This window comes from Paenarthrobacter sp. TE4293 (assembly GCF_050435325.1).
GTDB classification, from domain to species: domain Bacteria; phylum Actinomycetota; class Actinomycetes; order Actinomycetales; family Micrococcaceae; genus Arthrobacter; species Arthrobacter nitroguajacolicus_C.
This window is the reverse complement of sequence record NZ_JBNJRY010000002.1, coordinates 108391-134722: the sequence shown is the minus strand read 5'-3', so window position 1 is coordinate 134722 and position 26332 is coordinate 108391. Positions and strand designations below refer to the sequence as shown.

Annotated in this window: 16 protein-coding genes; 12 read left to right on the top strand and 4 right to left on the bottom strand. The window is 64.9% G+C overall.

The features are described from left to right. The first annotated feature begins 38 nt into the window (after positions 1 to 38). The 5 genes from QF015_RS03995 (at position 39) to sufU (ending at position 10337) form a co-directional block, all read left to right on the top strand. Positions 39 to 2771, top strand: coding sequence for a helix-turn-helix transcriptional regulator (locus QF015_RS03995; protein ID WP_310201628.1), 2733 nt, complete (start codon positions 39 to 41; stop codon positions 2769 to 2771). Positions 2772 to 2806: 35 nt separating this feature from the next. Further along, on the top strand, positions 2807 to 5479 hold the full coding sequence (locus tag QF015_RS03990) for a helix-turn-helix transcriptional regulator (RefSeq protein ID WP_429387204.1): 2673 nt from the start codon (positions 2807 to 2809) through the stop codon (positions 5477 to 5479). Positions 5480 to 5949: 470 nt separating this feature from the next. Further along, on the top strand, positions 5950 to 8412 hold the full coding sequence (locus QF015_RS03985; protein WP_310201624.1) for an ATP-binding protein: 2463 nt from the start codon (positions 5950 to 5952) through the stop codon (positions 8410 to 8412). 79 nt (positions 8413 to 8491) lie between these two features. Continuing rightward, the gene (locus QF015_RS03980; protein WP_429387201.1) at positions 8492 to 9817 is read left to right on the top strand and encodes a cysteine desulfurase; all 1326 of its coding nucleotides are present in this window, start codon (positions 8492 to 8494) and stop codon (positions 9815 to 9817) included. Between the two features lie 67 nt (positions 9818 to 9884). Further along, the gene (gene sufU / locus QF015_RS03975) at positions 9885 to 10337 is read left to right on the top strand and encodes a Fe-S cluster assembly sulfur transfer protein SufU (RefSeq protein ID WP_310201618.1); all 453 of its coding nucleotides are present in this window, start codon (positions 9885 to 9887) and stop codon (positions 10335 to 10337) included. A 21-nt stretch (positions 10338 to 10358) separates the two neighbouring features. Here the strand turns inward: sufU and nhaA are convergent, their stop codons facing one another. The 4 genes from nhaA to QF015_RS03955 form a co-directional block, all read right to left on the bottom strand. Next, entirely contained in the window at positions 10359 to 11705 is a 1347-nt protein-coding gene (gene nhaA, locus QF015_RS03970; protein ID WP_429387199.1) for a Na+/H+ antiporter NhaA, read from the bottom strand. Between the two features lie 150 nt (positions 11706 to 11855). After that, positions 11856 to 12077 (bottom strand): SCO4848 family membrane protein, encoded by a 222-nt coding sequence (locus QF015_RS03965; RefSeq protein WP_310201614.1) that lies wholly within the window; start codon positions 12075 to 12077, stop codon positions 11856 to 11858. Position 12078: 1 nt separating this feature from the next. Next, positions 12079 to 12576 carry a DUF2505 domain-containing protein gene (locus QF015_RS03960; protein ID WP_310201612.1) on the bottom strand — a complete coding sequence of 166 codons (498 nt, stop codon included), beginning with the start codon at positions 12574 to 12576 and terminating at the stop codon, positions 12079 to 12081. Positions 12577 to 12623: 47 nt separating this feature from the next. After that, positions 12624 to 14165 carry an SDR family oxidoreductase gene (locus QF015_RS03955; RefSeq protein ID WP_429387196.1) on the bottom strand — a complete coding sequence of 514 codons (1542 nt, stop codon included), beginning with the start codon at positions 14163 to 14165 and terminating at the stop codon, positions 12624 to 12626. Positions 14166 to 14274: 109 nt separating this feature from the next. On the opposite strand from QF015_RS03955, the gene mfd reads away from it, so the two are divergent. From mfd to QF015_RS03920, 7 genes are all read left to right on the top strand, one after another. Further along, positions 14275 to 17907: a transcription-repair coupling factor gene (gene mfd, locus QF015_RS03950; protein WP_429387193.1), complete on the top strand. Its 3633-nt coding sequence runs from the start codon at positions 14275 to 14277 to the stop codon at positions 17905 to 17907. A 4-nt stretch (positions 17908 to 17911) separates the two neighbouring features. Then, the gene (locus QF015_RS03945) at positions 17912 to 18721 is read left to right on the top strand and encodes a metal-dependent hydrolase (protein ID WP_429387190.1); all 810 of its coding nucleotides are present in this window, start codon (positions 17912 to 17914) and stop codon (positions 18719 to 18721) included. Between the two features lie 230 nt (positions 18722 to 18951). Next, on the top strand, positions 18952 to 19749 hold the full coding sequence (locus tag QF015_RS03940) for a glycosyltransferase (protein WP_310201603.1): 798 nt from the start codon (positions 18952 to 18954) through the stop codon (positions 19747 to 19749). Next, complete coding sequence (locus tag QF015_RS03935; protein ID WP_310201601.1) at positions 19746 to 21185, top strand: glycosyltransferase family 4 protein; 1440 nt, start codon at positions 19746 to 19748, stop codon at positions 21183 to 21185. Before QF015_RS03940 ends, QF015_RS03935 begins: the two co-directional genes overlap by 4 nt. A 31-nt stretch (positions 21186 to 21216) precedes the next feature. Continuing rightward, on the top strand, positions 21217 to 24372 hold the full coding sequence (locus tag QF015_RS03930; protein WP_429387186.1) for an oligosaccharide flippase family protein: 3156 nt from the start codon (positions 21217 to 21219) through the stop codon (positions 24370 to 24372). A gap of 4 nt (positions 24373 to 24376) precedes the next feature. Continuing rightward, positions 24377 to 25528 carry a glycosyltransferase family 4 protein gene (locus tag QF015_RS03925; RefSeq protein WP_310201596.1) on the top strand — a complete coding sequence of 384 codons (1152 nt, stop codon included), beginning with the start codon at positions 24377 to 24379 and terminating at the stop codon, positions 25526 to 25528. Between the two features lie 2 nt (positions 25529 to 25530). Continuing rightward, positions 25531 to 26322, top strand: coding sequence for a PIG-L deacetylase family protein (locus QF015_RS03920; RefSeq protein WP_429387184.1), 792 nt, complete (start codon positions 25531 to 25533; stop codon positions 26320 to 26322). The last annotated feature ends 10 nt before the right edge of the window (positions 26323 to 26332 follow it).

Below are 26332 nucleotides of genomic sequence, written 5' to 3'. Positions count from 1 at the left end.
GGTGGGGGACTGTCGCGGATGTGTAGCAAAGGATGCGGATGTCGGCGGAGTTGCTAAACAAGGGCGGGGGAGGCGCAGCAAGGGCTGCGGCTCCCGATCTTGTGGGCGGACCAACAGACCGTCAAACGTGGTCGCTGCTGGCCCGGAGCCACGATCTCTCCAGAGCGGGCAAGCTTCTGGAGTCGCCTGATTCGTACGGCGTGGTCCTCACAGGCCAACGCGGAATCGGCAAGTCCGGCCTGGCGCGAGCTGTCGTTTCCTCACTGGGGCCCAAGGTCCACAGCCTCCAACTGCGCAATACCGTGGCCAACGGGCAAACACCTTATGGATGCCTGGGCTTTCTCCTGGCCCGTTTGCCCTCCGAAGCCGTCAGTTCTCCCACGGGCATCCTGCATGCAGTGACCAGCCTGATCAGGACGGAAGCCGCAGGCCGGGATACGGTGCTCATCGTCGACAACGCCGGCGGCATGGATCCCATGAGCACAGGCGTGCTGTTGAATCTTATGGCCACCGGCACCGCCAAGGTGGTTGCCACGGTGCAGCGTGCCAGCGACCTCCCCGCCGACTTCCACAGGCTGGTCCTCGAAGGGGAACTGGGTGAGGTCCACCTCAATACCCTGAGCGAGGAACAGACCAAGCAAGTACTGGGTTCGGTGCTGGGCCACTACGTTTCGTCAACATTGGTCGGTTCCCTGCATTCGGCAGTGGGTGGAAACCCCATGCTCCTGCACGCACTCCTCGAAGAGCAGCGGCACTCAGGAAACCTTGTCCTGAACGACTCCGTCTGGACGCTCCGGGACCGCATCAAGCTTGAAGGCGCCACCGTGGTGGAGGACTTCGTCCGTTCCAGACTCGCGCGCGAAACGCAGGCCAGCCGGACCGTCGTCGAAATTCTGGCCTGTGCGCAGCGCGCAACCCTGATGGATTTGGCCGCGATCTTCGGCACCGAAGTCCTGGTGGAGATGGAGGACTCCGGGCTGCTCACGGTTGAACGGTGCGGTGACCACTGGGTTTCCCTCCGGGACCCCTACGTCGGCGAGGTAGTCCGTGGGTGGCTGAGCACCCGTCGCCGGCGGGAGCTGCGGCTGATGCTCCATGGCCCCAAAGAGCCTGAACTGCGTGGCCTGGCTCCGCAGGACCTCCTGAGCTATGCGGCCTGGATGCATTCCTGTGAGGACGAGCCCATGCCGTCGCCGGCGCACGCCCTCGCAGCCGGACGTGCAGCACTGGACGACTACGACCCCAATTTCGCCATCCAATGCACCCTGTCCCTGGATCCAAAAGACACTGAGTGGGTACCCGGGCAGCGGCTGAAAGCTGCGGCGTACCTCATGCTGGACCTGCCGCTGCATGCAGCCCAAGCGCTGGACGAGGTATCAGAAGCCCACATCGCCGCTGTGGATCCCGTGGAGTTCGCGGAAATCACAGCTGCCAAGTGCCAGGCCATGACCTGGATTGACGGCCGTGCAGGCATGGTGCCGGGAGTTATTTCCGATGGTCTTGAGACTCTCGAAGCCATGGCGGACAACTACCCCGCGGGTACCGTGGCCAAGGCGCTTAACCGCCTCCACCTGTGCAATTACGAATACAACACGTACATGGGTGAGTACGCCTCAATCATTGACGCCTTGGAAGAGGAGCTTGCCAAGGACCCGGAGGCGGACCGCGAGCATTGGCTCCGGTGCTCGTTCTTCCTCATCGAGGCCCGCTGCATTCTTGGCCGCGAGGTTGAAGCCCAGGAACTGGCAAGGACTGTTTCGCGGAGCCTGGGTGACACTGACCGTCCGGCCCAGTTGGAAGAGGCCTTCGCCAGGCACGCTTTCCTGGTCCTGTTGTTGTCGGGCCAGTGGCGGCAATGCATCGAACTCATGCGGCGCACGCCCTCACGGTCATCACGCCTTCAATACCGGGGCGCGCTGACTGAACTGGGCATCGGCCTGGCGTACGCTTACGCGGGCAAACCTGCCAATGCGATCGAACCCCTCCGCTCCGCCGTCGCCCAGCTCGAACTCCGTCCCGCCATGAACATGAACAAGGTGGCCTACGCGGCAACCGCTTTCGCCTACGCCCAAGTGGGCAATTCGGTGGAGGCGGGCCGTTACCTGGACCTTTACAGGACGTGCCGGGGAGTAGGCACCTACTTTTCCGAATCCGTATCCGAGTTCTGCGCAGAAATGGCCGGGCGCTGGATGGGGGATCCCGACGTCAAGCAGAGGCTCCTGGCCCGGGTCCGCAACGACATCGAGAAGCAGCGGTTGACGACGGCAGGCATCTGCCTTTTCGGGGCCACCGTTGAGGGTACCGACGAAGAATACCGCTTGCTTGAAGACATCGCCCGGCGCCGGCAAGGGCCACTGGCGGAGATTTCCGGCAACCTCGCCCGCGGGGCGCTGACCAGGAGTTCCCGGTCCCTGCTGGACGCCGCCGACGCTGCAGCAACCTTGGACCTCCTGGTGGTCGAGGCCAGGTGCGTGGCGATGGCACTGGACTTTGCCCGGGACGCGGGGGAGACAACTGCGGCCCGCACGGCCCAGCTGAGGCTGGAGCGCCTGGAGCATTCCGTGTCCGCATTGCCGATCCAGCCGCGCAGCGACGCGCCGGTGTTGACGGAGCGCGAACGCCAAATTGCTAAACTCGCCGGGAAGGGTGTCAGCAACCGTGAAATCGCGATGGATATTGGGGTGTCTGTGCGAACTGTCGAAGGCCATTTGTACCAGGTGTTCACAAAGTTGGGTGTTTCGTCTCGAGGCGAGCTCAATGGGCTCCTGTGAAGCGGGCTGCCACGTAGATCCAGTGCGGGTTGCCCATGCGGGCTGAGCACCTTGTAGGCCGGGACGCGGAACTGGATCTGGCCACCGGGATATTGCGTCAGGAAGGCGCCGGGGCTGTGCTTTTGGTAGCGGACCCCGGAATCGGCAAGACTGCCCTGGCCGCAGAAATCGCTGCCCGGTTGGCCGGTGAAATGGTGGTGATGCGCGTCCACGGTAGTCCCGCCCTCTCTGCTGTGCCCTATGGCGTCCTGGCGCCCTACCTGCTGGACCTTCCTGTCGAGCAGGCCACCTCGCCTGTAGCGATCCTGCGGGAGTTCTGGTCGCAGTTCGAGAAGCGGCGCGGCGGCGAAGGTGCGCGCCTGTTGCTCATCGTGGACGACGCCCACGATCTTGATGAAGGCAGCACCCAAATCCTGGCCGAATTGGTGACGGCGGGGTGGGCCAGGCTAGTGGCGACCAGCAGGCCCCGGCCCGGTTTGCCTGCAGCACTGCTCCAGCTCTGGTACGACGGCCTCGCCGAGCGTCTCGAGCTTCATCCCCTGGACCATGAGGGCGTGACTGAACTTGCGGAGAAGACTCTCGGCGGAAATGTTATGGCCAGTGCTGCAGACGTGCTGCACGCTGTCTCCGAGGGCAACCCCTTGCTGCTTCGCTGCCTGCTGGATGACGCAAGGGCGGACGGCAACCTGGTGCGGCGGAACGGTGTGTGGTTCCTGACCCGCGCGCTTTCCGGCAGCGGCGAAGGCCTGGCGGAGGTGGTGCGCAACAGGGTGCTGCGGACCAGCGAAGCCGAACGGGAAGCGATGTACGTTGTTGCCCTCTCCGAGCCGGTCCCGGCCGCGGTGTTGGACACGCAGGTTGGCAGGGACACCGTGAGGGCCTTGATGGACAGCCGGTTGGTGCTGTCCACCAATGGGCCGGGCAGCCCGCTCAAAATGTGGCACCCGATGTACAGCGAGGCACTGCGCCAGATCGTTTCCCCGGCCCGCAGCCTCCAGATCCGCCAGCGCATGGTCCAGCACCTCCTCGCAGAGCCGCCCACGACGGAGGGCCTGTTGCGGTTGGTGAGTTGGGCGCTGGACTGCGGTGCCGACGTCGACGACGAACAGTTGCTGCAGGCAGCCTTCCTGGCCGCGAAACTGCTCCAGAACCCCTTGGCGACGGCGGCAGCCGGCAAGGTGCGCTCCGAGGCCTTGCGCCCGCGCGCCCGCGCCGTCATGGCCATGGTCAATTTCAACGACGGCGACTTCCGCGGCGCCGTACGGCTGTTGGAGGAAGACCTGGGGTACTTGGACGCCGATCCGTCCGGCCCCCTGGGAGCGGGACTGCTCTGGGCCGCCGCGCGTGCGGCGAGAGGGGACTCCTCCGCGGATATTGTGGCCGATGCCCGGACCGCAGCCACCACCCTCACTGCAGGCCTTCCGGCGTCCGACCCGATGGTGGGGCTGGTGGAGCGGCACGCCAGGGCCTTGGAACTGGCGGCACTGGCCCACGACGGGCACTACGCAGAACTCCACGGGGGACTGGAACGCTTTGCCGACGCGCTTGCGGGCGATCAAGCGGATGTCGTCATGAACCAGGTATTCCTGCTCGCCATGCGGTGTGAACTGCTGACCGTCGAGGGGCAGGCTGTGGAAGCGCTGGAAGCAGGTCGCGAGGCGTTGCTGCTGCTGGACGAGCAGGCTGATGATCTCCTGTACTTCAGCGACTTCGTGCTGGTCCGCTACACCCTGGCGGCCCTGGCGTCGGGGGACTGGGGAGCAGCGGAAACTGCCCTTGGCCGCTATTCCGCCAGCTCGGCACTGGGACTCATCGTCTTCGGAGGCGACATCCAAACCCTCAAAGGGTTGTCCTTGCTGCGCCAAGGTCGGCTGGAGCAGGCCGCGGAGCTGGTGACGCCCGCCGTCGAAGCACTCAGGGTCAAGGACCCCCACCAGTTGCATAACCTCGGGAACGCACTGGCGTTCTACGCGGCGGCCAAGGCCGGCGATACGTCCCTCGCCGAGCGCCTGTCCGGTGAACTATCGGCCCGTCACACCGGCGCGGCTGCCGGCGGGGCCTACGTTGAAGCCCTCGCGGAACTCTTCAACCTGGCCGCCCAGGAGCTGGTGACCAATGGCTCGGGGCTGGACAAACTCCGGAAACTACCGGAATCCGGGCAGCTTCACCAATGGCCCGGCGTACTGCTGCAGAATCTGGTACTTCGCACCGAGCTGGGCGATGCCCAAGCCATGGAGTCCATTCAGGAGACTGCATCCTCCATGTCCGGCGCATGGGCGGCGGGATGGTTGTCGATGGCGGCAGCACATCTGGGCGGTGAGGGCCGGGGCTTTGTCAACGCCGGCAACCTGTTGGCCGCAGCCGGGATGCCCGGACCGGCTGCAGTGGCCTTCGACAAAGCCGCGCTGTCCTTCGACGCCGAAGGGAAACGCCCGGAAGCCCGGCAGGCGGCGGTGTTGCGTGATGTCAGTGAAGCCAGCCTCGGCGATGCCCTGGTGCATGATCCGAGCACGGAAGCGGACCGTTCGGTGCCGTTGACCCGCCGTGAGCAGGACATCGTTGCTTTGGCTGTCTCGGGACTGACGGACCGGCAGATCGCGGAGAAGCTCATGGTCTCCGTACGTACTGTTGAGGGGCACCTGTACCGCAGCTACGCCAAGCTGGGCATTCGCCGCCGCGAGGATCTCGGGGCTGCCGTCCGTCAATGACGGCGGCGCCCTTGAGTACTCATAAACCACACCGCGGGACACTTGTCCCTGTCGTGGCGCGGAATTTGGCCAATCAGTGGAGTAACCCGTTGGTGTGTCGCACCAAAACCAAGTAGTGCCCCTTTCCGGGACTGAGTACAACAAGGTACCGGCCCGGAAAAAGCTCCGGACTAATCGAGTACCAACTACTGGTGTACTGCTTTGGCTACCCCGGCAGTATTGATCTTGGAAGAACGGTTCAGCCCCAAGCATCACCGGGATTCCGAAAGTCGCATCATCCGCATCGGTGGTCTCTTTGAGCCGATGCACCGGTCACCGAAAGGTGGTCCGGCCCTGGACGAAGCCGGCGGCGACAGAGTCTTCTGAGACCGAGACTCTCCCCCCAGCCGCCGCCGGCTTCTAGGCCAGGTAGCCGCACATCGCGGACATCAAACCCTCCCGGACATGGGACTGCTGCTATTGGAGTGCGCATGCTGCCGGATCCCTGGCTGGACGAAGATACCGTCACAGTCGGGCTGAGGCCATCAGCATTCCCTGACCGGACGCGGCTCCTTGACATCATCCTTTCCGCAGTACCGTCGCCCTCCACCAGTGGCATCGTGGTGGTGGGGGACCGAGGATCCGGAAAGAGCCACCTGTTGCTTTCGGTCAAAGCGGGCCTCCCTGAAACCATGGACGTCAGAAGCTTCGCCGGGAAGCCTGAGCTGAGAACCACCAGCTATGCCGCCCTGGGTGCCCCACTTGAAACGGGCGGCGAGGACACGCTGCCTCCGGGAATCCAGGTACTCCGGGCCCTCACCAGCACCCTGGGGAGTGCCGAGTACTTGTTCACGCCAACGGCCGGCCGACGCCGGGGCAAGCGGCAAGCACCGGCCTCACGTCCGCCCCTGGTGCTGTTGGTGGACGACATCCACTACATCGACCCGGCGTCCCTGGCTGTGCTGCTGCAGCTGATACCCGGTTTCGGGGCGACGCTGGTAGCCACTGCCGACAGCCGCCGACCCCTTCCCCCTGACCTCTATCAGCTGTGGGAAGACGGCTTCCTGGAGCAGTACTTCCTTCCGCCCTTTACCTTCAGCGAAGCACACGCGCTCTGCGAGGCCATCCTGGGCGGCAAGGTCCAACGCCGGGCCAGCAGCCTGCTCACCGCCATGAGTGGCTTCAACGTTGGGCTGCTGGTCCTGGCCATTACCGATGCCCGGAACGCAGGTCTGCTGATGCAGAAGGACGGCTTTTGGACCATCGACGTGCGGGCCCACTGTGATTGGCCGGCAGTGGTGGCGCAAGTGCAGGCCGAAAACGCCGCCCGGCCGGCGGAGGAGCGGCACGCGCTGGAACTCATAGCGCTCGCGGAGCCTGTGGCGTTGGACGTTGTGGAGCACCATTTTGGACGGAAGGCTACCGAGCACCTGCTGGCCAACCACCACATCAGGTTGCTGGAAGGGCGGCCGCCGCTGGTCAGGACCAGTTCCTGGCTGCGGGGCGAAGGTACCCGGCTTTCTGTGCCACGGCCAAGGAGCCTGGCCCTTCGACTGGGCGTTGAGGAACCCGCCCTCACGCAGGAATCTGCGCCCACACTGCTGCGGTGGATGACCTGGACCCTGGACTGTGGACTGACCCTCACCGACGAACTGCTGCTCGCTGCCGCGCCGGCCGCCGACAGGCCGTCGACGGCGGAACTTGCCTTGCGGGCCGCGGCGGCAGTGGTTGAACCCGGCCGGAAGGATGAAGCCAGGCTGCTCAGGGCACGGGCGCTGGTGACCGAGGGCCTGCTCAGCGAAGCGACCCCGGAATTGCGGGAGTTGGCGGCCGCCGGAGGATCGCCCGGGGTAAAGGCCGACGCCACCCACCGCCTTGTGGCACTCGAACTTTTGGGTGCCGTCACGGGAACCGCACTGCCCGAAACTGTAGATGACACCGGTTCAGGACCCGTAGCCGAACCCCTGAGGGCGGCAGGCGGGGCAAACAGGGTGGTGCGGAACGTTCGGGAAGCCGAGCGCCTCCTGCTCGGCGGAGCCGCCCCGGAAGCGTTGGAGAGGTCGACGGCGGCCATGGCGGCCGTGGATGCCGACCCTGCCTTGGAGATGTTCAGGCCAGGGGTCTTGCTCCGGCATGTGGTGTGCCTCCGCAACAACCTGGCGTGGAGCCGGATGGACGCGCTGCTGGAGTGTCCTTCGGCGTTCGTGCTTCCGAAGTATCTTGCCGTGTGTTTGGACGTTGCCCGCGGGTATGCCGAGCTCAGCCAAGGGCTTCCGCGTGCGGCCCGTGGAACCCTGGAACCGGTCCTTGCGGAATTGTCCGACGCCGGCCTGCCGCCTGTACTGGCCCTGGCTGCGGCCATGCTGGCCTACTCTGAGGCGTTGTGCGGCAACCCTGCGCCGGCGATGGGGCGTCTTGGGCAGGCCATGGCGGCACTGGGGCAGGGGAATCAGGATCCCGCAGGCCTCCTGGTCCAGCTCACTTCGGTGTATGTGGCAGCGGCGCAGGACCGGATCGCCGGAAAGCCTGGCCACCTTCTGGCCTTGGCTGAACGCTTCCAGGCCCAAGGCACCACCTTGTTGGAAGCAGAGGCGGTGTCCCTCCTGACGCTTAACCCCAACACCACCGCCGTCGACGACCTTGTGGTGCAGCGGCGCCTGGTTGGGCTGGCTGCGGAGCTTCACGGAGCGGGCGGAGCCGCGCTGGGTACGTTCGCCTCGGCGCTGCTGGACAACGATCCAAAGGCGCTTGAATCGGCAGGACGGAGCCTGTCCGCCGACCGGCAGTTCGCCCACGCAGCCATTTGCTATTCGCGGGCAGCCAGCGGATATGAAGCAAAGACCCGGAGCGCCGCGAGTCGTCGGGCCTCGGTCCTCGTTGAACGGCTGCGAAGCGCCTTCGACAGTGATGCGGTGCCGCCCCTGGGCTGGGTGCCTGGGAGGGCCGGCGGCTGACGTGCTGTACGGCACACCGCCCAGTGCGGCCCACCGTGGGATAATGGAGAGTCCCTGAAGGATTTCCAAGGAGCGCCCCTTGACAGCCGTATCAACCCCCGCCTCACTGCAGCGGTCCGTGCACGCCATGGACAACGCGGAGGTGTTGCGGATCCGGAACGACTTCCCGGTGCTGGACCAGTTGGTCAATGGCAAGCCCTTGATCTACCTCGATTCCGGTGCCACGTCGCAGAACCCGCTCAGCGTCATCGAGGCCGAGCAGGAATACTACGAGCAACGCAATGCCGCGGTTCACCGCGGCGCCCACCACCTTGCCGTGGAAGCCACGGAGGCCTTCGAAGACGCACGCCAGACCGTGGCGGACTTCATTGGTGCGCAGTATGAGGAAACCGTGTGGACCTCCAATGCCACCGAGGGCCTGAACCTCATCACCTACGCCCTCTCCAACGCTGGGCTGTGGGCCGCCCAAGGCCGTGGCGACGCACGGCTCAAGGACCTTGCAATGGGGCCGGGCGACGAGATCGTGGTCACCGAAATGGAGCACCACGCCAACCTCATTCCCTGGCAGGAACTGGCCTACCGGACCGGGGCGACCCTGAAGTACATTCCCGTCACCGATGATGGTGCCCTGCGGCTCGATGCAGCCGCCGCCATCGTGGGGGAGCGGACCAAACTCCTGGCCTTCACCCATGCGTCCAACGTCCTGGGAACCATCAACCCGGTGTCGGAGCTCGTCGCCCTCGCCCGCAGGGTTGGTGCTTTGGTGGTCCTGGATGCCTGCCAGTCCGTGCCGCACATGGCCGTGGACGTCAAGGACCTGGATGTTGACTTCGCGGTGTTCTCCGGGCATAAGATGCTGGCGCCCACCGGTGTTGGCGTGCTGTACGGCAAGCAGGAACTGCTGGATGTCCTGCCGCCTTTCCTGACGGGCGGTTCCATGATCACCACGGTCACCATGGAACGCGCCGAGTATCTCCCGGCACCCCAGCGCTTCGAAGCCGGTACGCAGCGAATCTCCCAGGCAGTGGCGCTTGCTGCGGCCGTGAACTACCTCACCGAAACGGGCATCGAGCGCATCCACGCGTGGGAATCCACGCTGGGGCAACGCCTTGTTAAGGGGCTTGAAAGCATCGACGGCATTCGCGTCGTCGGCCCCGCCTCAGGGTCTGAGCGCATCGGGTTGGCGGCCTTCGACGTCGCAGGGGTCCACGCCCACGACGTCGGGCAGTTCCTTGACGATCGCGGCATCGCCGTTCGTGTCGGCCACCACTGCGCCCAGCCGCTGCACCGCCGTCTGGGGCTGACGGCCACCACCCGGGCGAGCACCTACCTCTACAACACCACGGACGATGTCGATGCCTTCCTCGACGCCGTTTCGGGGGTCCGGGCGTACTTCCAGGCCTGACCCCCGGCGACCGGGCCGGCCGGCAGCCACCACTTCAACGATTTCCCCAGAACAGGCAACAACCACCATGAGTCTTGACCAGCTGTACCAACAGATCATCCTGGACCACTCCAAGCAGCGCCACGGCAGTGGACTGGCCGAAACAGCGGCCCCCGCCGGGGCATCCACCGGCCAATCGCACCAGCTGAACCCGGTCTGCGGGGACGAAGTGACGTTGCGGCTCGCCGTTGCGGACGGAACCGTCCAGCAGATCAGCTGGGACGGCGCGGGCTGCTCGATCTCCATGGCGTCGGCCTCGGTGCTCAGCGAACTGGGCGAGGGCATGTCCGTGGAGGAACTGCACACCGTCATCGGGAACTTCCGCGAGGTCCTCCGATCGCGTGGAAAAGTCCAGGCGGACCCGGAGATCCTCGGTGATGCTGCCGCTTTCGAGGGAGTGGCCCGTTACGCGGCCCGCGTGAAATGCGCCATGATCTCCTGGGTTGCTGCCGAGGACGCGCTCAACCAAGCCACGGCTTAGCCTTCCCGGAGCACCTCCGCGTCAGCTGCGCGCAAAGACGTCAGGTACGCCGTCGCCGTCGTCGTCCCGTTCTTCATCCGCCTCCACCTGGCGGTAGCGCCTGTTCCGTGCCTTAAGCACGACGGCGGCCAGCAGCGCCGAGATCAGGGAACCTGCCAGGATGGCAACCTTGGCGTGGTCGTTGTGCGCGGACCCGATGCCGAAACTCAGCTCGCCGATCAGCAACGAGACGGTGAAGCCGATGCCGGCGAGGAGCGCCAGGCCGAAGAGATCGATCCAGGCGATGCTGGAGTCCAGGCTTGCCCGCGTGGTCTTGGTGACCAGGAAAGTGGTGCCGAAGACGCCCACGGCCTTGCCCACGACCAATGCTGCAACGATGCCGACAGCCACGGGATCCGTGAGTGCAGCGCCCATGCCGTCGAATCCGCCCAAGGCCACGCCCGCTGAAAAGAAGGCGAAGACGGGGACCGCGAAACCGGCGGAGAAGGGCCGGATCTTGTGTTCGATGTGCTCGGCCAAACCTTCGGCAGGTTCGCCCTTCTTGCCGCCGGCGATGACCGGAACAGCGAAGCCCAGAAGCACCCCCGCCACCGTTGCGTGGATCCCGGAGGCATGGACGAAGCCCCACGTGGCCAAGGCGAGCGGCACCAGCAGGTACCAACTGCGGATCCGCTTCTGGACGAGGAACGTGAAGATGGCCAGCGGCACCACGGCGGCCAACAACATGAGCGGCTGGAGTCCCGTGGAGTAGAAGAAGGCAATGATGCCGATGGCGATGAGGTCATCCACCACGGCGAGTGTCAGCAGGAAGGTCCGGAGGGCTGCGGGCAGGTGAGTGTTGATGACAGCCAGGACGGCGAGGGCGAAGGCAATGTCCGTGGCCGTGGGGATGGCCCAGCCCTTAAGCGTCTCGGGGGATCCTAGGTTGAACAGCACGAAGATCAGCGCCGGGACCAGGACACCGCCGACGGCCGCAGCCACAGGGACGATCGCTTTGGCGGGTTTGCGGAGTTCGCCGGCCACGAATTCACGTTTGAGTTCAAGGCCTGCAAGGAAGAAGAACACGGCCAGGAGGCCGTCCGAGGCCCAATGGCCAAGGCTCAGCTCAAGATGCCACGGCTCGTAACCTATCCTGGCGTCGCGGAGGGCGAAGTAGCCGTCTGCGGCGGGTGAGTTAGCCCAGACGAGGGCGACGACGGTGGCTGCCAGCAGGAGGGCGCCGCCAACGGTTTCCGTGCGGAGGATCGCCAGGACCCGGCGGTACTCGGGGTAACTGGAACGGCTGAAGACTTTAGCTGAATCGCCGGGCTGGTTCGAATGAACCGGCTCGGGCGTTGCGGGCTGGGGCTGGCTGGATGGTTGGGGCACGGGGCTCCTCACGGTGGGCGGGCATCACGAAGACATCGCCGACCAGACTTCCCGGCACACCAAAGTCCATCTTACCAACCGGGTAACAGCACAGGCTCCACTGAGGGCCCAGTGGGGCGTTTGCTGTTACCCAGTCGGGTAAGACGAGGGCTAGGCGACCAGGCCCGCGATCCCAATGGCCGCCGTCGCGAGTCCAAGCACCATGGAGATGGTGACCAGCACGACGTGGACTGTCAGGAACTTGGTGGCCTTGCCTGCGGCGTCGCGGGCGCGGGGGTCCTTCATGACGCGCTTCAGGAACTGCGGCCAGACAACCAGGGACCAGACACCGGCAACGATCAGGACAACGGCGAGGATCGCGGGGATCTGCACGCTAGTGGCTTTCGAGCCAGGCCTGGGCCTGCTGCGACTGGATGTTCAGGGCCTTGCCGACCATGGGCTCCGCAGCGTCGGCGATCTTGCCGCCGAGGAACGGAACCGAGGAGGACACGTTGCCTTCGAGTTCAATGCGGGTGTTGCCGCCATCGGCCACGAGCCGCTGGACGGCTGTGACGTCCAGGGGAGCTCCCGAGATCTTCAACGCGATGTTGCTGGCACGTGAACCATCGGCTGCGGGGGCTTCCCACTGCTCGGTCTGGGTGACCTTCAGGGTTTCGCCAACGAACTTCCGGGCAATGTCCGGCAGGCGGGTGGTGGGCAGGGTACGGACGGTGGTGGTGCTGAAGGCACCGGCGGGGTCGCCGTCGATCGTGAACGATTCCAGGGATCCGCCCACGAGTTCGCTCGTGTGACGCAGGAAATCCTCGTTGACGAATACGGCAGCTACGCGGTCAACGCTGTGCGGCAGGGTGGTGGATGCGCTCAGGGCCATGGGTCCTCCGTGGATGGTGGTGGTGAAGCTTTTTAGCTCCCAACATCCTACGGGGTCTGGTTGGCCACCCCGGAACCGGCAGTTTGGGGCGACGTTTCCTGGAGCGTGATGGCCGCTGCCGAGATGTTCCGGGCCATGGACGGGAAGATGAAACCATGGAACGGGTAGACGCCCAACCAGTACAGCCTGCCGGCCAGGCCCCGCGGGAAGAAGATGGCGCGCTGCTTGTACAGGCTTCCGTTGCCATCAGGCTCCACCGCCAACTCCAGCCAGGCGCCACCCGGGGCCCGCATCTCGGCCCGCAAGCGCAGCAGGTGCCCGCGGTCGATGGCCTCCACACGCCACCAATCCACAACCTCGCCCGTGTTCAGGGTCTTGGGATGCCGGCGTCCCCGAAGCAAGCCTGCGCCGCCCTGGAGCTTGTCCAGCCAGCCACGTATCCGCCATGCCAGCGGCAACGAGTACCAGCCGTTCTTGCCGCCGATGCCTTCGATGATGGTCCACACATGCTCAGGCTTGGCCTCGCTGTGGAATGTCCGCTCGTCGAGGAAGACTTTGTATCCGGCCCAATCAGGGTCGCTGGGCAGGGGATCGGCATCAATGCCCGCGTTGGCCCACGTCGTCTCCACCTGGCCGTCCCGTTCCTTGCCGAGCGCCAAGGCAACCGCGCGCCGGTACGGCGTCAGGCCGCCGTCGGGCTGGGGGAAGTAATCGTCGACGTCGTGCTCCCGCGACACCGCGTCATGTTGCAGGGACTGCACCAGCGGCAGGGACATGGACAGGGGAATGGGCGTCACCAGGGCCACCCACAAGCCGGCAAGCTTGGGAGCCGGGACGGGGAGCGCAATGACCAGGCGTCGGGGGAGCCCGCGCTCCACGGCGTACTCGTTCATCATGTCCTTGTACTTCAGGACATCCCTGGACCCGATGTCGAAGGTGCGGTTCAGCTTCTCCGGAAGGGCAGCGGCCGCCACCAGGTAGTGCAGGACGTCACGGACAGCGATGGCCTCAACCCGGTTGTTGACCCAACTGGGGGCGGGCATGACGGGCAGGGTCTCGGCCAAGTGCCGGATCATCTCGAACGACGCAGATCCGGAACCGATCACGACGCCTGCCTGGAACACAACGGCGTCCACCGGTGACTCCAGGAACACCCGGCCCACTTTTTCGCGGGACCGCATGTGAGTGGAGAGCTCGGTCTTCTCAGGGTGCAGGCCGCCAAGGTAGACGATCCTGTCCACGCCGGCGTCCGCGGCAGCACCCGCCACGAGCCGCGCCATGGCTTCTTCCTTGGCCTCGAAGCCGCTCCCGGAGGCCATGGAATGGACCAGGTAGTACAGGACGTCCACACCCTCCAGCGCCTGCGCCAGGCCGTCTGCGTCGGACAGGCTGTTCTCGATGATGTCGACATCGTCATGCCAGGGAACGTCAGCGATCTTTTGTGGGGTCCGGACCAGGACCTTCACTCTGTGGCCGGCTTCAAGGAGCCGGGGGACCAGGCGGCCGCCGATGTATCCGGTGGCACCGGTGACCAGCACGGTCCTGGTGTCCTGCGGGGTATTGGAATGCGTAGCTTCCGTGGGCTGCAAAGGAACTCCTGTGGCTGGGGGTGGAGGTAGGCTGGAATGACCCGGCATTCATCTGAATTTCCGGGCATTTGTGTTGCCTGCCCTTGGACCCACCCTAGGAGTTTCTGTCATGAGCCTCAACGGTCTGCGCCGCGCCTTGGCGGAGGACAAGACTTTCGCGCGCGTCCGAACGGAGGCGCAGCGGCCCTTCACCGACCGCAACACCGACTACCAGATCAGCGCTCCGACCGGCATGCGGGCCGTGCTGCTCGCCGAAATGGCCGACGCCCTTGCGGACGCGGACAATGACGGTGGCGGAACTCCGGTTGTTCTGGCCGTGACGGCGACTGGCCGCGAAGCCGAAGACCTGACCGCCGCGTTGGGCTCCTATCTGCCCGTGGAATCCATCGCCACCTTCCCCAGTTGGGAAACCCTCCCGCATGAGCGGCTCTCCCCGCGCTCCGACACCGTGGGCCGCCGCCTTTCCGTGCTGCGCCGCCTGACGCACCCGGAAAGCTCGACGGCGGCACCTTTGCGTGTGGTGGTGGCCCCGGTTCGCGCCGTGGTCCAGCCTATTGTGGCCGGCCTTGGCGACCTGGTGCCCGTGACCCTGCAGGTGGGGCAGGAGCGGTCCTTCACGGAGGTTGTCCGTGCCTTGTCCGACGCCGCGTATGCCCGCGTGGACATGGTGACGCACCGTGGCGAGTTCGCTGTCCGTGGTGGCATCCTTGACGTTTTCCCACCGACCGAGGACCACCCCATCCGGGTGGAATTCTTCGGTGATGAAGTGGACCAAATGCGATGGTTTGCCGTTGCCGACCAGCGCTCGCTGTCTGCACCCGGCATTCATCACCCCACGGAATTGCACGCTCCGCCGTGCCGGGAAATCCTGATCACTCCTTCGGTGATGTCCCGGGCGTCGAAGCTGAAGGCAGACATGCCCGCTGCAGCGGACATGTTGGAGAAGATCGCCGGCGGCATCGCTGTTGAGGGCATGGAATCGCTGGCTCCGGTGCTGGTGGATGCCATGGTTCCGTTCGTGGACCAGCTCCCGGCGGGGTCGCTGTCCGTGGTCATTGAGCCGGAGAAGGTCCGCACCCGCGCGCACGACCTTGCGGCGACGAACGAAGAGTTCCTGGAAGCTGCGTGGTCAACGGCGTCCGACGGCGGTGCGGCGCCCCTTGACCTGTCGTCCCAGGCTTCCACCGACCTGCACGCTGCCAGCTTCCGGTCGCTGACCGATACCCGCTCGGCGGCGCTCGCGCATGACGTCTCCTGGTGGTCCATCACCTCCCTCGCCTCGGACGAGGACCTGGTCCTGGATATCGACGTCCTCAACATGCGCGCCCGCGAACCGCGTGGCTACCAAGGCGAGGTGGCCGAGATGCTGGAGTTCATTGGCTCCCGCGTCCGCGAGCAATGGCGTGTGGTAGTGGTGACCGATGGTCCCGGGCCCGCCCAACGACTGGCCGAGCTGTTCCATGATGCCGATATTCCCTGCTCCCGCGTCGAGTCGCTGGATACCGAGCCCCAGCCGGGCATCATCGAGGTGACCACTGCCGCCGTCGGACGTGGTTTTGTCCTGGACGGCCTCAAACTGGGCCTTCTGACCGAAGCCGACCTGCTGGGAAGGGCCTCGGCCAGCTCCACCAAGGACATGCGCCGCATGCCGTCCAAGCGTCGCAACGCCGTGGACCCGCTGCAGCTGCATGCCGGTGATTTTGTGGTCCATGAACAGCACGGCATTGGCCGGTTCGTGGAGCTGATCCAGCGCAAGGTGACCGGTACCTCGGCCTCGGAAGCCGGGCTGCGCGAGTACTTGGTCCTGGAGTACGCACCGTCCAAACGCGGCGCACCGGGCGACCGGCTGTTTGTTCCGACCGACCAGCTGGACCAGGTGACCCGCTACGTCGGCGGAGATACTCCTGCCCTGAGCAAGATGGGTGGCGCCGACTGGGCGAGCACCAAGTCCAAGGCGCGGAAGGCCGTCAAGGAAATCGCCGGTGAGCTGATCCGGCTCTACTCCGCCCGGATGGCATCGCGCGGCCACGCCTTCGCCCCCGACACCCCGTGGCAGCGCGAACTTGAAGAAGCCTTCCCGTATGTGGAGACACCGGACCAGTTGACCACCATCAACGAGGTCAAGGCGGACATGGAACGGGAAATCCCGATGGACCGCCTGGTGTCCGGAGACGTGGGCTACGGCAAGACCGAGATCGCGGTCAGGGCCGCATTCAAGGCGGTTCAGGACGGCAAGCAAGTTGCAGTGTTGGTGCCCACCACGTTGTTGGCGCAACAGCACTACGAAACATTCACCGAGCGTTTTTCCGGTTTCCCCCTGCGGGTGAAGCCGCTGTCCCGTTTCCAGAGCAGCAAGGAAGCCAAGGAAACGGCCGAGGGCGTCAAGAGCGGTGCCGTTGACGTGGTGATCGGTACTCACCGGCTCCTGTCCAAGGACTTCCAGTTCAAGGACCTTGGCCTGGTGATCGTGGATGAAGAACAGCGCTTCGGGGTGGAGCACAAGGAAGCGCTCAAGAAAATGCGCACCAACGTGGACGTGCTGGCGATGAGTGCCACGCCGATTCCCCGAACCCTTGAAATGTCGCTCACCGGAATCCGGGAAACGTCCACGCTGGCTACGCCGCCGGAGGAACGCCACCCGGTCCTGACCTACGTGGGGCCGTACACGAACAAGCAGACCTCCGCAGCCATCCGGCGCGAACTCATGCGCGAGGGCCAGGTGTTCTTTGTCCACAACAGGGTTTCTTCCATTGAGCGCATTGCGGCACAGATCCGCGAGCTCGTCCCCGAGGCCCGGGTGGAAGTGGCGCACGGGCAGATGTCCGAGAGCCGCCTTGAGAAGATCATTGTGGATTTCTGGGAGAAACGCTTCGATGTCCTGGTCTGCACCACCATCATTGAGACCGGCCTGGATATCTCCAATGCCAACACCCTGATTGTGGATGGGGCGGACAAGTACGGTCTCTCCCAGCTGCACCAGCTCCGTGGACGTGTTGGCCGTGGCCGTGAGCGCGCCTACGCCTACTTCCTCTACCCATCGGAGAAGCCACTGGGCGAGGTGGCGCTGGAACGCCTCAAGGCAGTGGCAGCCCACAACGAGCTGGGCGCCGGCATGCAGTTGGCCATGAAGGACCTCGAAATCCGTGGCGCCGGCAACCTGCTGGGCGGTGAGCAGTCCGGCCACATCCAGGGTGTGGGATTTGACCTCTACATCCGTCTGGTGGGCGAGGCTGTGGCCGAATACCGTGGGGAGGCCGAAGAGAAGGCCGCCGAGATGAAGATCGAGCTGCCCGTCAACGCACACCTGCCGCACGACTACGTCCCCGGCGAACGGCTGCGCTTGGAGGCGTACCGGAAACTGGCCTCGGCCATCACTTATGAAGCCATCGACGAAGTCCTCGCCGAACTCGTTGACCGTTACGGCGAGCCACCGCTGCCTGCCCAAAACCTTATTGCGGTGGCGCAGTTCCGGGTGGGTGCCCGCGAGGCCGGCTTGTCCGACGTCGCGCTCCAGGGCAACTTCATCCGCTTCTCACCGGCGCAGCTGCCTGAGTCCAAGACCATGCGCCTGAACCGCATGTACCCGGGGTCCCAGGTGAAACCAGCCTTGGATGCCGTGCTCATTCCGAAGCCCAAGACGGCACGGATCGGTGGGCGCGACCTTCAGGACGCAGAAATCCTGCAGTGGGCCAACAACGTTATCGAAGCGATCTTTACCGATGTACCCGTGAAGGCTGGCTAACTGAATGATGGGAGGACATCACGCCGCGTCAGGAGCCGCGGCGTGGATAGCTATTGCCTCGACCGGACCGTACGCCCTGGGCTGGTACCCCTTGGATTCCACCGGCATCCTGATCGGAGCCATGGCGACGGCGGGAACGGCCTTGGTCTGCGACTGGGACCACCGGCACAGCACCATCGCCAATTCGCTGCCGCCGTTATCCAATGTCATAGCCGTCGGAATTGAGAAGGCAAGCGGTGGGCACCGGCAGGGAACACATTCCCTGCTGGGAGCCTCGGCCTTCGTGGTGCTGGCCGCAATGGCTTCGCAGTTCCAGATGGTCACCCCGGTGGGAAAGCTGTCCGTGGGTGCAGGGCTGCTGTGCATGTTCATGATCAACCTGGCCGCCAAAGCACTGAACCTCTTTCCCAAATCCGGCTGGATCACCAACTGGGTTTTCGCTGTGGTGATGGCCGGCCTGGTGACCTGGTTTGCGCCTGATCAGTGGGGCTGGTTGCCGCTGTCAATGCTCACCGGTGTCGTGGTGCACATTGTGGGCGACATGATCACTGTGGGCGGAGTGCCTCTTTTGTGGCCAATTGTCATCAAGCCCCCCAAATTCCTGCGAAAATCACTCATCAGCGGGATATGGCGGGCTAACGGAGCCTTCTCCATTCCGTTGCTGGGACGGGCCGGCTCCCGGCGTGAATGGCTGGTCCTTATTCCCGTGAGCGGATATGCCATGGTGGGCATGGGTGTTTCCGCTCTGTCCCTGGCCCATCAGCATTGGCCCGGATTTCTTGCTGCATTGGGTGGGTTTATTCCCTTGCCATAGGGTCGGCCGAAGCCTAGTATTACCACACCTGCCGTGAGGGTTATGTAACGTCGCTGGAATATTCCGAATGACCGGATACAAGTAGTCGGTCGTTTCATAAACTGCGTAGTCACCAGCCCGACCAAGAGCTGCCCGTTTATTTTTCGAGTAGTGACTACTCGTGCCACCCGCGGGAAACCCCTAATAGCTTGGACCTCGACGTCAAATTGTTTGACTAATTGGAGGTTCAGATGGATCTGCTCCACTCGCACAGTATCCATTCAGGCAGCAAGGGGAGTTATCAGCCGCGGCGCGGGACCGATTCCCTCCGTCGTTCACAGGTTGATCTTGAAGTGGTGATTCCTGCCTACAACGAGGCCGCCCGAATTCCCGGCACGCTGGTACAGGCAGTGGATTTCCTGGCCGGCCAGCCGTGGTCTTCCCGCATTGTGGTAGTGGATAACGGAAGCGTTGATGAAACGGGGGCCATTGTCCGCAGAATATCCCGCGATAAAGCAGGCGGTGTTCCTGTTTCCGTGGTGGGGTGTTCTCGCCGGGGTAAAGGGGCGGCAGTCAGCAGGGGCTTGCTCAGCGGAACATCGCGTTACACGGGCTTCTTCGACGCCGACTTGGCGACGCCCCTTGAAACCCTGATCCCGACCATGGCCCATTTGGAACAGGGAGCCTCGGCTGTCATCGCCTCCCGCCACGCTCCCGGTTCCACCTTCGTTCAACCCCAACAGCTGGGACGCCGTGTGGGCGGAACCGCATTCCGTGTCTTGACCAAATCAAAGGTCAAAGGCATTTGGGATACGCAGTGCGGCTTTAAGTTCTTCGAACGCTCTGCCCTGACGGCTGCCATGGTTCAGTGCCGCACCACGGGTTTTGCCTTTGATGTGGAGCTCCTCCTCCGGCTTCAGCACCAGGGAGCCCGCATCGTTGAATTGCCCGTTGCCTGGACGGACGTGGCGGCGTCTACTTTCCGGCCGTTCAAAGATGGAATTTCCAGCTTTGCTTCAGTTCTCCAACTACAAAAGGCGATGCCGTGAACGAATCCCCGGGTAGTTCAAACCTCTCAGAACAGTTGGCAGGAAAACGAATACTCGTTCTGAACTGGCGGGACATCAGGCATTCACAAGCCGGCGGTGCCGAACAATACATGCATGAAATCTCGCATCGCTGGGTTCGCTCCGGTGCCGAGGTTACCTGGTTCACGAGCCGGGAGGCGCATCAGCCAGCCGAGGACGTCATTGATGGAATCCGGATGGTACGGTCCGGTGGTCCTTTGTCCCTTTACGGAAAAGCCGCCCTCAGGATGCTGCGCACACGGAGCGGATTCGATGCCGTGGTGGATTGCCAGAACGGCATCCCGTTCTTTTCCCCGCTGTTCCTGCCCCGGGAAATGCCCATTGTCCAGTTGATCCACCATGTACACCAGGACCAATTCCGTACCCGCTTTTCGGCTCCGATGGCTGCCGTCGGCCGTTTGCTCGAAAGCACAGGGGCCAAGGCCGTGTATGGACGGAGGGCCATAGCGGCGGTATCGCCGTCCACCCGGCTGGAACTGCGCAAGCTGGGGTTCGCCGGGGCAATCCACGTGGTGCCGAACGGGACCATCGACGTACCCAAGACTGTAGGCCCGCGCGATCCTGAACCGACCGTCGTCGTGGTCAGCCGCCTGGTTCCGCACAAGCGGCTGGACCTGCTGCTGGGCCAATTGGCCCTTGCCGCGGCCAGCATACCCAAGCTTCGCCTGGAAATCGTGGGCGATGGTCCCGAGCGGCCGCGCTTGCAGCAACTGGCCATGGACCTGGGCCTCGACGACACCGTGACGTTCCACGGCTACCAGCCCAACCACGTCCGCGACAGCATGCTGAACCGGGCATGGCTGACCGTATCCACCTCCGCTTCGGAAGGCTGGGGTTGCTCGGTGATTGAGGCAGCCGCATGGGGTGTTCCGTGCCTGGCGTTGCGTGTTCCCGGGATCAGGGACTCGGTGGTCGATGGCAGGACTGGCTGGTTGGTGGACACCGCAGCCGGGTTTGGGCCCGCGCTGGTGGACGCCCTCACAACCCTGTCTGAACAGCGAGCCGCCGGTGACATGTCGGCACGATGCCAGGAATGGGCGCGCTGCTTCACCTGGGACCGCAGCGCCGCCTTGCTCGCCGGAGTTCTCCTGGAAGAGGAAGCCCAGCGCCGCGAAGGGGCAGGGGCCGGTGCGACGTCGTCGGACATGTCCACGCTGGTGCATTTCGACCTGCCTGCCGGTGCCAACCTGGAGACCATCCTTCGGCCCACCGACGAGGTGGCCCACAGCGAAGGGCGCGTTTCTGTGTTGATGAAGGGCAAGGATGAATTCGAGGCCTTCGCGGTCATGCGGCGCATCGGAGTTGTGTCGGCCGAGCTCCGCGCCGTCGGCCGCAGCGCGCTCCTGGCCGGTCCTGGCAGCACCTTCACGGCCGCCGACGCCGTTGAAGGTATGTAGCACCTGCCCGTAGGCGATTTGAGGGGGAACCATGACTGAAACCATGCGTGACATCGGGCAGAAGGATGCTGTCCTTGCACTGGAGCGTCCGGAAGCGGCGGCGAAACGCCCCGCGGGACCCGGCACGGAACCACCCGGCACGGAACCACCCGGGGCACCTGCTGGTGATACCGGTGCCAAGGTCGCCGAAAACAGCGGCATCCTGTCGCTGTCTGCCGGCGTGGTGGGCGTCCTCAGCTACGCCTGCACACTGTTGATGGCCACCATGCTGGGAACTGCGGACTACACTCAGTTCGCAGCCGGCGCGATGCTTCTGGGGGTCGCGGGCATCGTCGCTTCCGCTCTGGTTCCCCTGCCCCTGTCCCACGTTGTCGCCGTCCACCCTGCAGGCTCTGAGGGTCGCCGGGAAGGCTTGGCTTTTTCGGTCTTTGTCTCCTGCCTCGCCGGCATCTGCGCCGCCGTGATCACCGGTGCCCTGACGTTGGCCTTTGCGACGCCGGCACTCGCCGCTGCGGTAGCGCTTGGTTCGCTGGCAGTCTTTGTGATGGCGGCGCCGTCGGGCTGGTTGCAGGGTGAACTGCGCTTCAGGTGGTACGCGCTGACAACCATTGGTGAGGTGCTGCTTCGCTTGGGATTCAGCCTCCTGGTGGTCGCCCTTGCCTGGGGGGCTGTGGGAGCTATCCTCGGATTCGCCCTGGGAGCTCTCGCCCTGGTGGTTGTTCCCTGGCCCTTCTACCGGGACCTGCAATGGCGCCCGGGAGTGCTCCGGCACAAGTGGCGGTGGGCCGAGACAGCCGATATCGCTTCTGTACTGTGCGTGGCCTCGGTGCTGGTGGGCATTGATGTGGTGGTGATGGCATTCCTGGACGAAGGGTCCGCTGCTGCAGGATTCCAGGCCCTGGCCACCATCGCCAAGGGCCCGGTTTACGTGGCGGCGGGTACCGCTTTGGTGGCGTTCCCCCTGCTCCGCACCCCCGGAATCAACGCCCGGCACGTGCTTGGCTCCGCTTTCGCTTCCTTCAGCCAACTTGCCGTGGTGGCCTTCGCCATTATTGCCACGGCGCCCCCGGTTTTTGCCGGCGTGATCATTCCGGAGAAGTATCACGGTTCCTTGGAACTTTTGCCCTGGCTGGCTGCCGCCGGATTGGGTTACGCCGTGCTGACCGTCCTGGCCACCATCCTCCTGGCGTTGCGGGCCTACCGCCGCTGCCAAATCGGCCTGGCGTACGCGTGCCTTCTGGTGGTGGCCGGACTGTGGGCAGGGTGGCACGTGGCGGCCGTCGGTGGCCTGGCCATGGGCTCGGCCATCGGCGCCGTCCTTGCCGCGGTGGTGCTGACACTCATTTCGTGGCCGGTCCTTTCGGCCCTTGGCCCCGTCAGAGGCGTTGGACGTCTGGTGGCCGGTGCCGGGATGCTCCTCCTGGTCCTGGCGGTTGCCGGCCAGCTGCAGCCCACGGTATGGCTGGTCCTGGCGACCGTCAGCGGGCTCGCGGTCCTGGCCCACCAGCGTGGCCTGTTGCCGCCAACGCCGGGCTGGGGGACCGTTCGACGACGGTCCGGGTCACCCTCCCGGGCTGCCGGGCGGCGCTCGAAAGACCAGGAGCCCGTCCTGTCCCGGCTCAAGGAAGCTTTACTCCGTGTGATGGGCAGCCCTGCGTCAGCGTTCGCCGCTGTGTCAGTTGCCGCTTTTGGAGTCCGGGCTTTCGGCTTGGAGCGCGGCTTTGAAGTGTGGGTGGATGAGGTGCTCTACGTCCGCCTGGGGGAGTCGCTCACCACGGGCCAGGTCCCCACCCTGCCGGACGGCCCGTTCTTCCTGCACCCGCCGGGCTTCTTCCTGTTGGAGGCCGGGGCCATCAAGCTCTTCGGCATCTCCGGCGACATCGTGGACGTGGTCCTGCAGCTCCGCTGGCTCAATGCCGCCCTGGGAGCCGTCACCGTCGGCCTCGGCTTCCTGCTGGTCAGACGCCTGGCCACCCCGACGACGGCATGGCTCACCGCCGTGGTCCTGGCCTTTGAGCCGTTCATCCTGCGCAATAACAGCCACGCGTTCCTGGAGACCTCAGCGATGGCCTTCGTCCTGGCGGGTTTCCTCGCCATGACGGTGAACCACACCAGGACGGCTACGAGCCACTCGGACGGCGCCCGGCGGACGGCCGGAAAGCTGCCCACCATGCTGCCGTTTGTCGGGGCCGGACTGCTTCTGGGATATGCCGTCCTGTGCAAGGACTTCTTCATCATCTGCACGGTCGGTCCGGTTGCCGTCGCCGTGATCTGGAAACGGACCCTGCCATGGCGGCAGGCCGTCGTCGTACTTCTTTGCGCTGCCGTGCCGTATGCGACGTACCTGGCCATCGCGGCGTCGCAGGCGCACCTTCCGGACTGGATCGAGGCGAAGACCAGCGGCTTGCTGCGCGCCTCGGGACTGGAAAAGAGCACGGGCTTCACCGCAGAAGGTTCACCGAACATCGTGACCCGGCTGATCGAACAGAGCGGGCACTTCGGCACCAGCTATCTGTTGCTGGCGCTGTGTCCTGTGGCCGGGGCGCTGTTGTGCTTCAGCCGCCGCGCGGACCGCCGGCTGATCGGGCTGGTTGGTCTCGCCCTGGGCGCTGCAGGGGCGTACAGTGCCGCCTTTGGAACCTTCGAAGAACAATATGGCTACGGGGTCATGATTGCCGGGGTGTTGTGCTCGGTGCTTGCGGTGGTCGAGCTCAGGGAACGCCATGCCAGGGGCCGGACGTTCCTGGCCGTGGCAGGCCTGTGCTTCGTGGTGTTGACCGTGGTGCTCGGTGCCCGGACGGCCCTGACGGTGGACAACGGCTTTGTCCAGGTCAAGGACTGGGTGAAAACCAACTTGCCCAAGGAAGCACGGGTGAGCGTCACCAACAGCACCGGGGAGTTCGCATTTGCCGATGACCCGAGGTTCGGGGTGTGGCCGTCGGCACCCCTGATGCAGGATGCCGGGGCCAACTACATCCTGACGCAGTCGCACCCCACCAGCCAAGGCTACGGCTACGCCAACCCTGCGATGCTCACCTGGCTCCAACAGCACGCAACACCGGTCTTCAGCGCCGAGGGACCCACCAACGGCTCCACCACTTTGTGGTTTGTGGCACCGGCCGATCTCAGCGCAGGAGCTGCCGACGGCACGGGCACGCCCTCCAAAACGTACGAGACAGAACGGTAGGGCCATGAGAATCCTGCACTTGGGCTTTGAGGACCCCCGTATGCCTGGCGCGGGCGGTGGATCGGTGCGGACCCATGAGACCGCCCGCCGCCTCGCGGCCAGTGGCTTCCGGATCACGGTGCTGACCACCCGGTATCCGGGATGGCAGGAACGGGTGCAGGACGGCGTGCATTACGTTCCGATCGGTTTCGGCCAGGCAAGCACCCGCATGGCCCGTTTGCTGGGATACGTGGTTCGACTGCCGTTTGAAGTCCGGAAGCGCCGTGCCGACGCCGACCTCGTGGTGGAGGACTTTTTCGCTCCTTTCTCCAGCATGGCTGCGCCGCTGTGGACCAAACGGCCGACCATTGGCGTGGTGCAGTGGCTCCATGCGCGGGATAAGGCACGCCAGTACAAGCTCCCGCTGCACTGGGTGGAACGCTTCGGCGTCCGGAGTCATGGGCGGGCCATCGCCGTCTCGCAAGGAATTTCGGACCGTCTGACTGCCCTGAACCCGGACCTCCACGTGGACGTGATCGGAAACGGCGTGGATCCGGCAGCCTGGAAACCTGAGCCCAAAGTTGGCCGGGACATCCTTTGCCTTGGACGGCTGGAGTTCACCGGCAAGGGCCTTGACCTCTTGTTGGCGGCCTGGGCCCAATGCTCCGGCCGAATCGAAGGGAAACTGCTCATTGCAGGAACCGGGCCTGATGAGGCAACCCTGCGCGCAGCCATTGAGGCCGCCGGCCTCTCGGACCGTGTTGTGCTCCTCGGTTGGCTTTCCGGGGAGGCCAAGTTTGAAGCCATGAGCGATGCCCGCTTGGTGGTGTGCCCCTCCCGGCAGGAAACCTTCGGGCTGGTCGCCCTTGAGGCACTGGCCACCGGGACGCCGGTTATCGCGTTCGACATTCCGTGCCTGCGGGAGATCGTTCCGGAGGGTGCCGGCTGGCTGGTGGACGCGTTCGACGTCGATGCCCTCGCCAAAGAGCTCGGGGACCGGTACTCCCAACCAGGGCTGGACGACGTCGGCGCGCGCGGCCGTGCCTTTGCCGCAGGCTACGACTGGGACCGGCTGGCGGCTCTGCAGGGAGTGGCCTACCGGGCCGCGGTTCCCGGTCCCACCCGCCCGGAACCGACGGACCTGTCCCACCGCGCGTCGTTGCTGGGGAAGGTTTGACAGTGTCTCCCCATTCCCGAATCGACCGGTCCCTCTCTGGTGATGCGCCGTGGCTGTTCCTCTCGCCCCACCTGGATGACGCCGTGCTGTCCTGCGGGGCGCTGATGGAGGCCCAGGCGCGGGGCCGTGAAGTGATCGTGGCAACCCTGTTCACCGAAGCGTCGCCGGGACCGCACACACGGGCCGCCCGGTCTTTCCTGGGCCAATGCGCGGTTAAGGATGCCGGAGAGTTGTTTGACGCCCGCAAAGCCGAGGACATGTCAGTGCTGGCGGACATGGGCATCCGATCGATCCATCTCGGCGCCGTTGATGCGCTGTTCCGCCAGCGGAAGGTGCCCAAGTTCGGCAGCGGTGCCTGGGACAGGCTTCTCCCGGAAATCACCCACCGTTATCCCACCTACAGGTTCGACATCGCGCTGGGACGGATCGCCGGCGGTGACCGGCCATTGATCACGCAACTTCGCACCGACGTTGCCGCCCTCATGGGACTGACCGGAGCCGAACTGCTGTTCTGCCCTGTGGGAGTGGGCAGGCATGTGGACCACCTCATCACCAGGGAAGCGGGCATGTCGCAGCGGGACAGTCTGGTCCTTTACTCGGATTTCCCCTACGACCTCACCGCGGAACCTGATGGAACGCGGTTGGCCCAGTGGGGTTACGTGCCATGGAGCTGGGACCAGGGCCTCGCTGCCAAACCCCCCAGAATCAGGCAGTACGCGACCCAGGCAGATGCACTGTTTCCGAGCGGCGAAATTCCTGTGAAGCCCGAGACCTACTTCGTCCCGGCCTTTTGAGCTGCCTGCC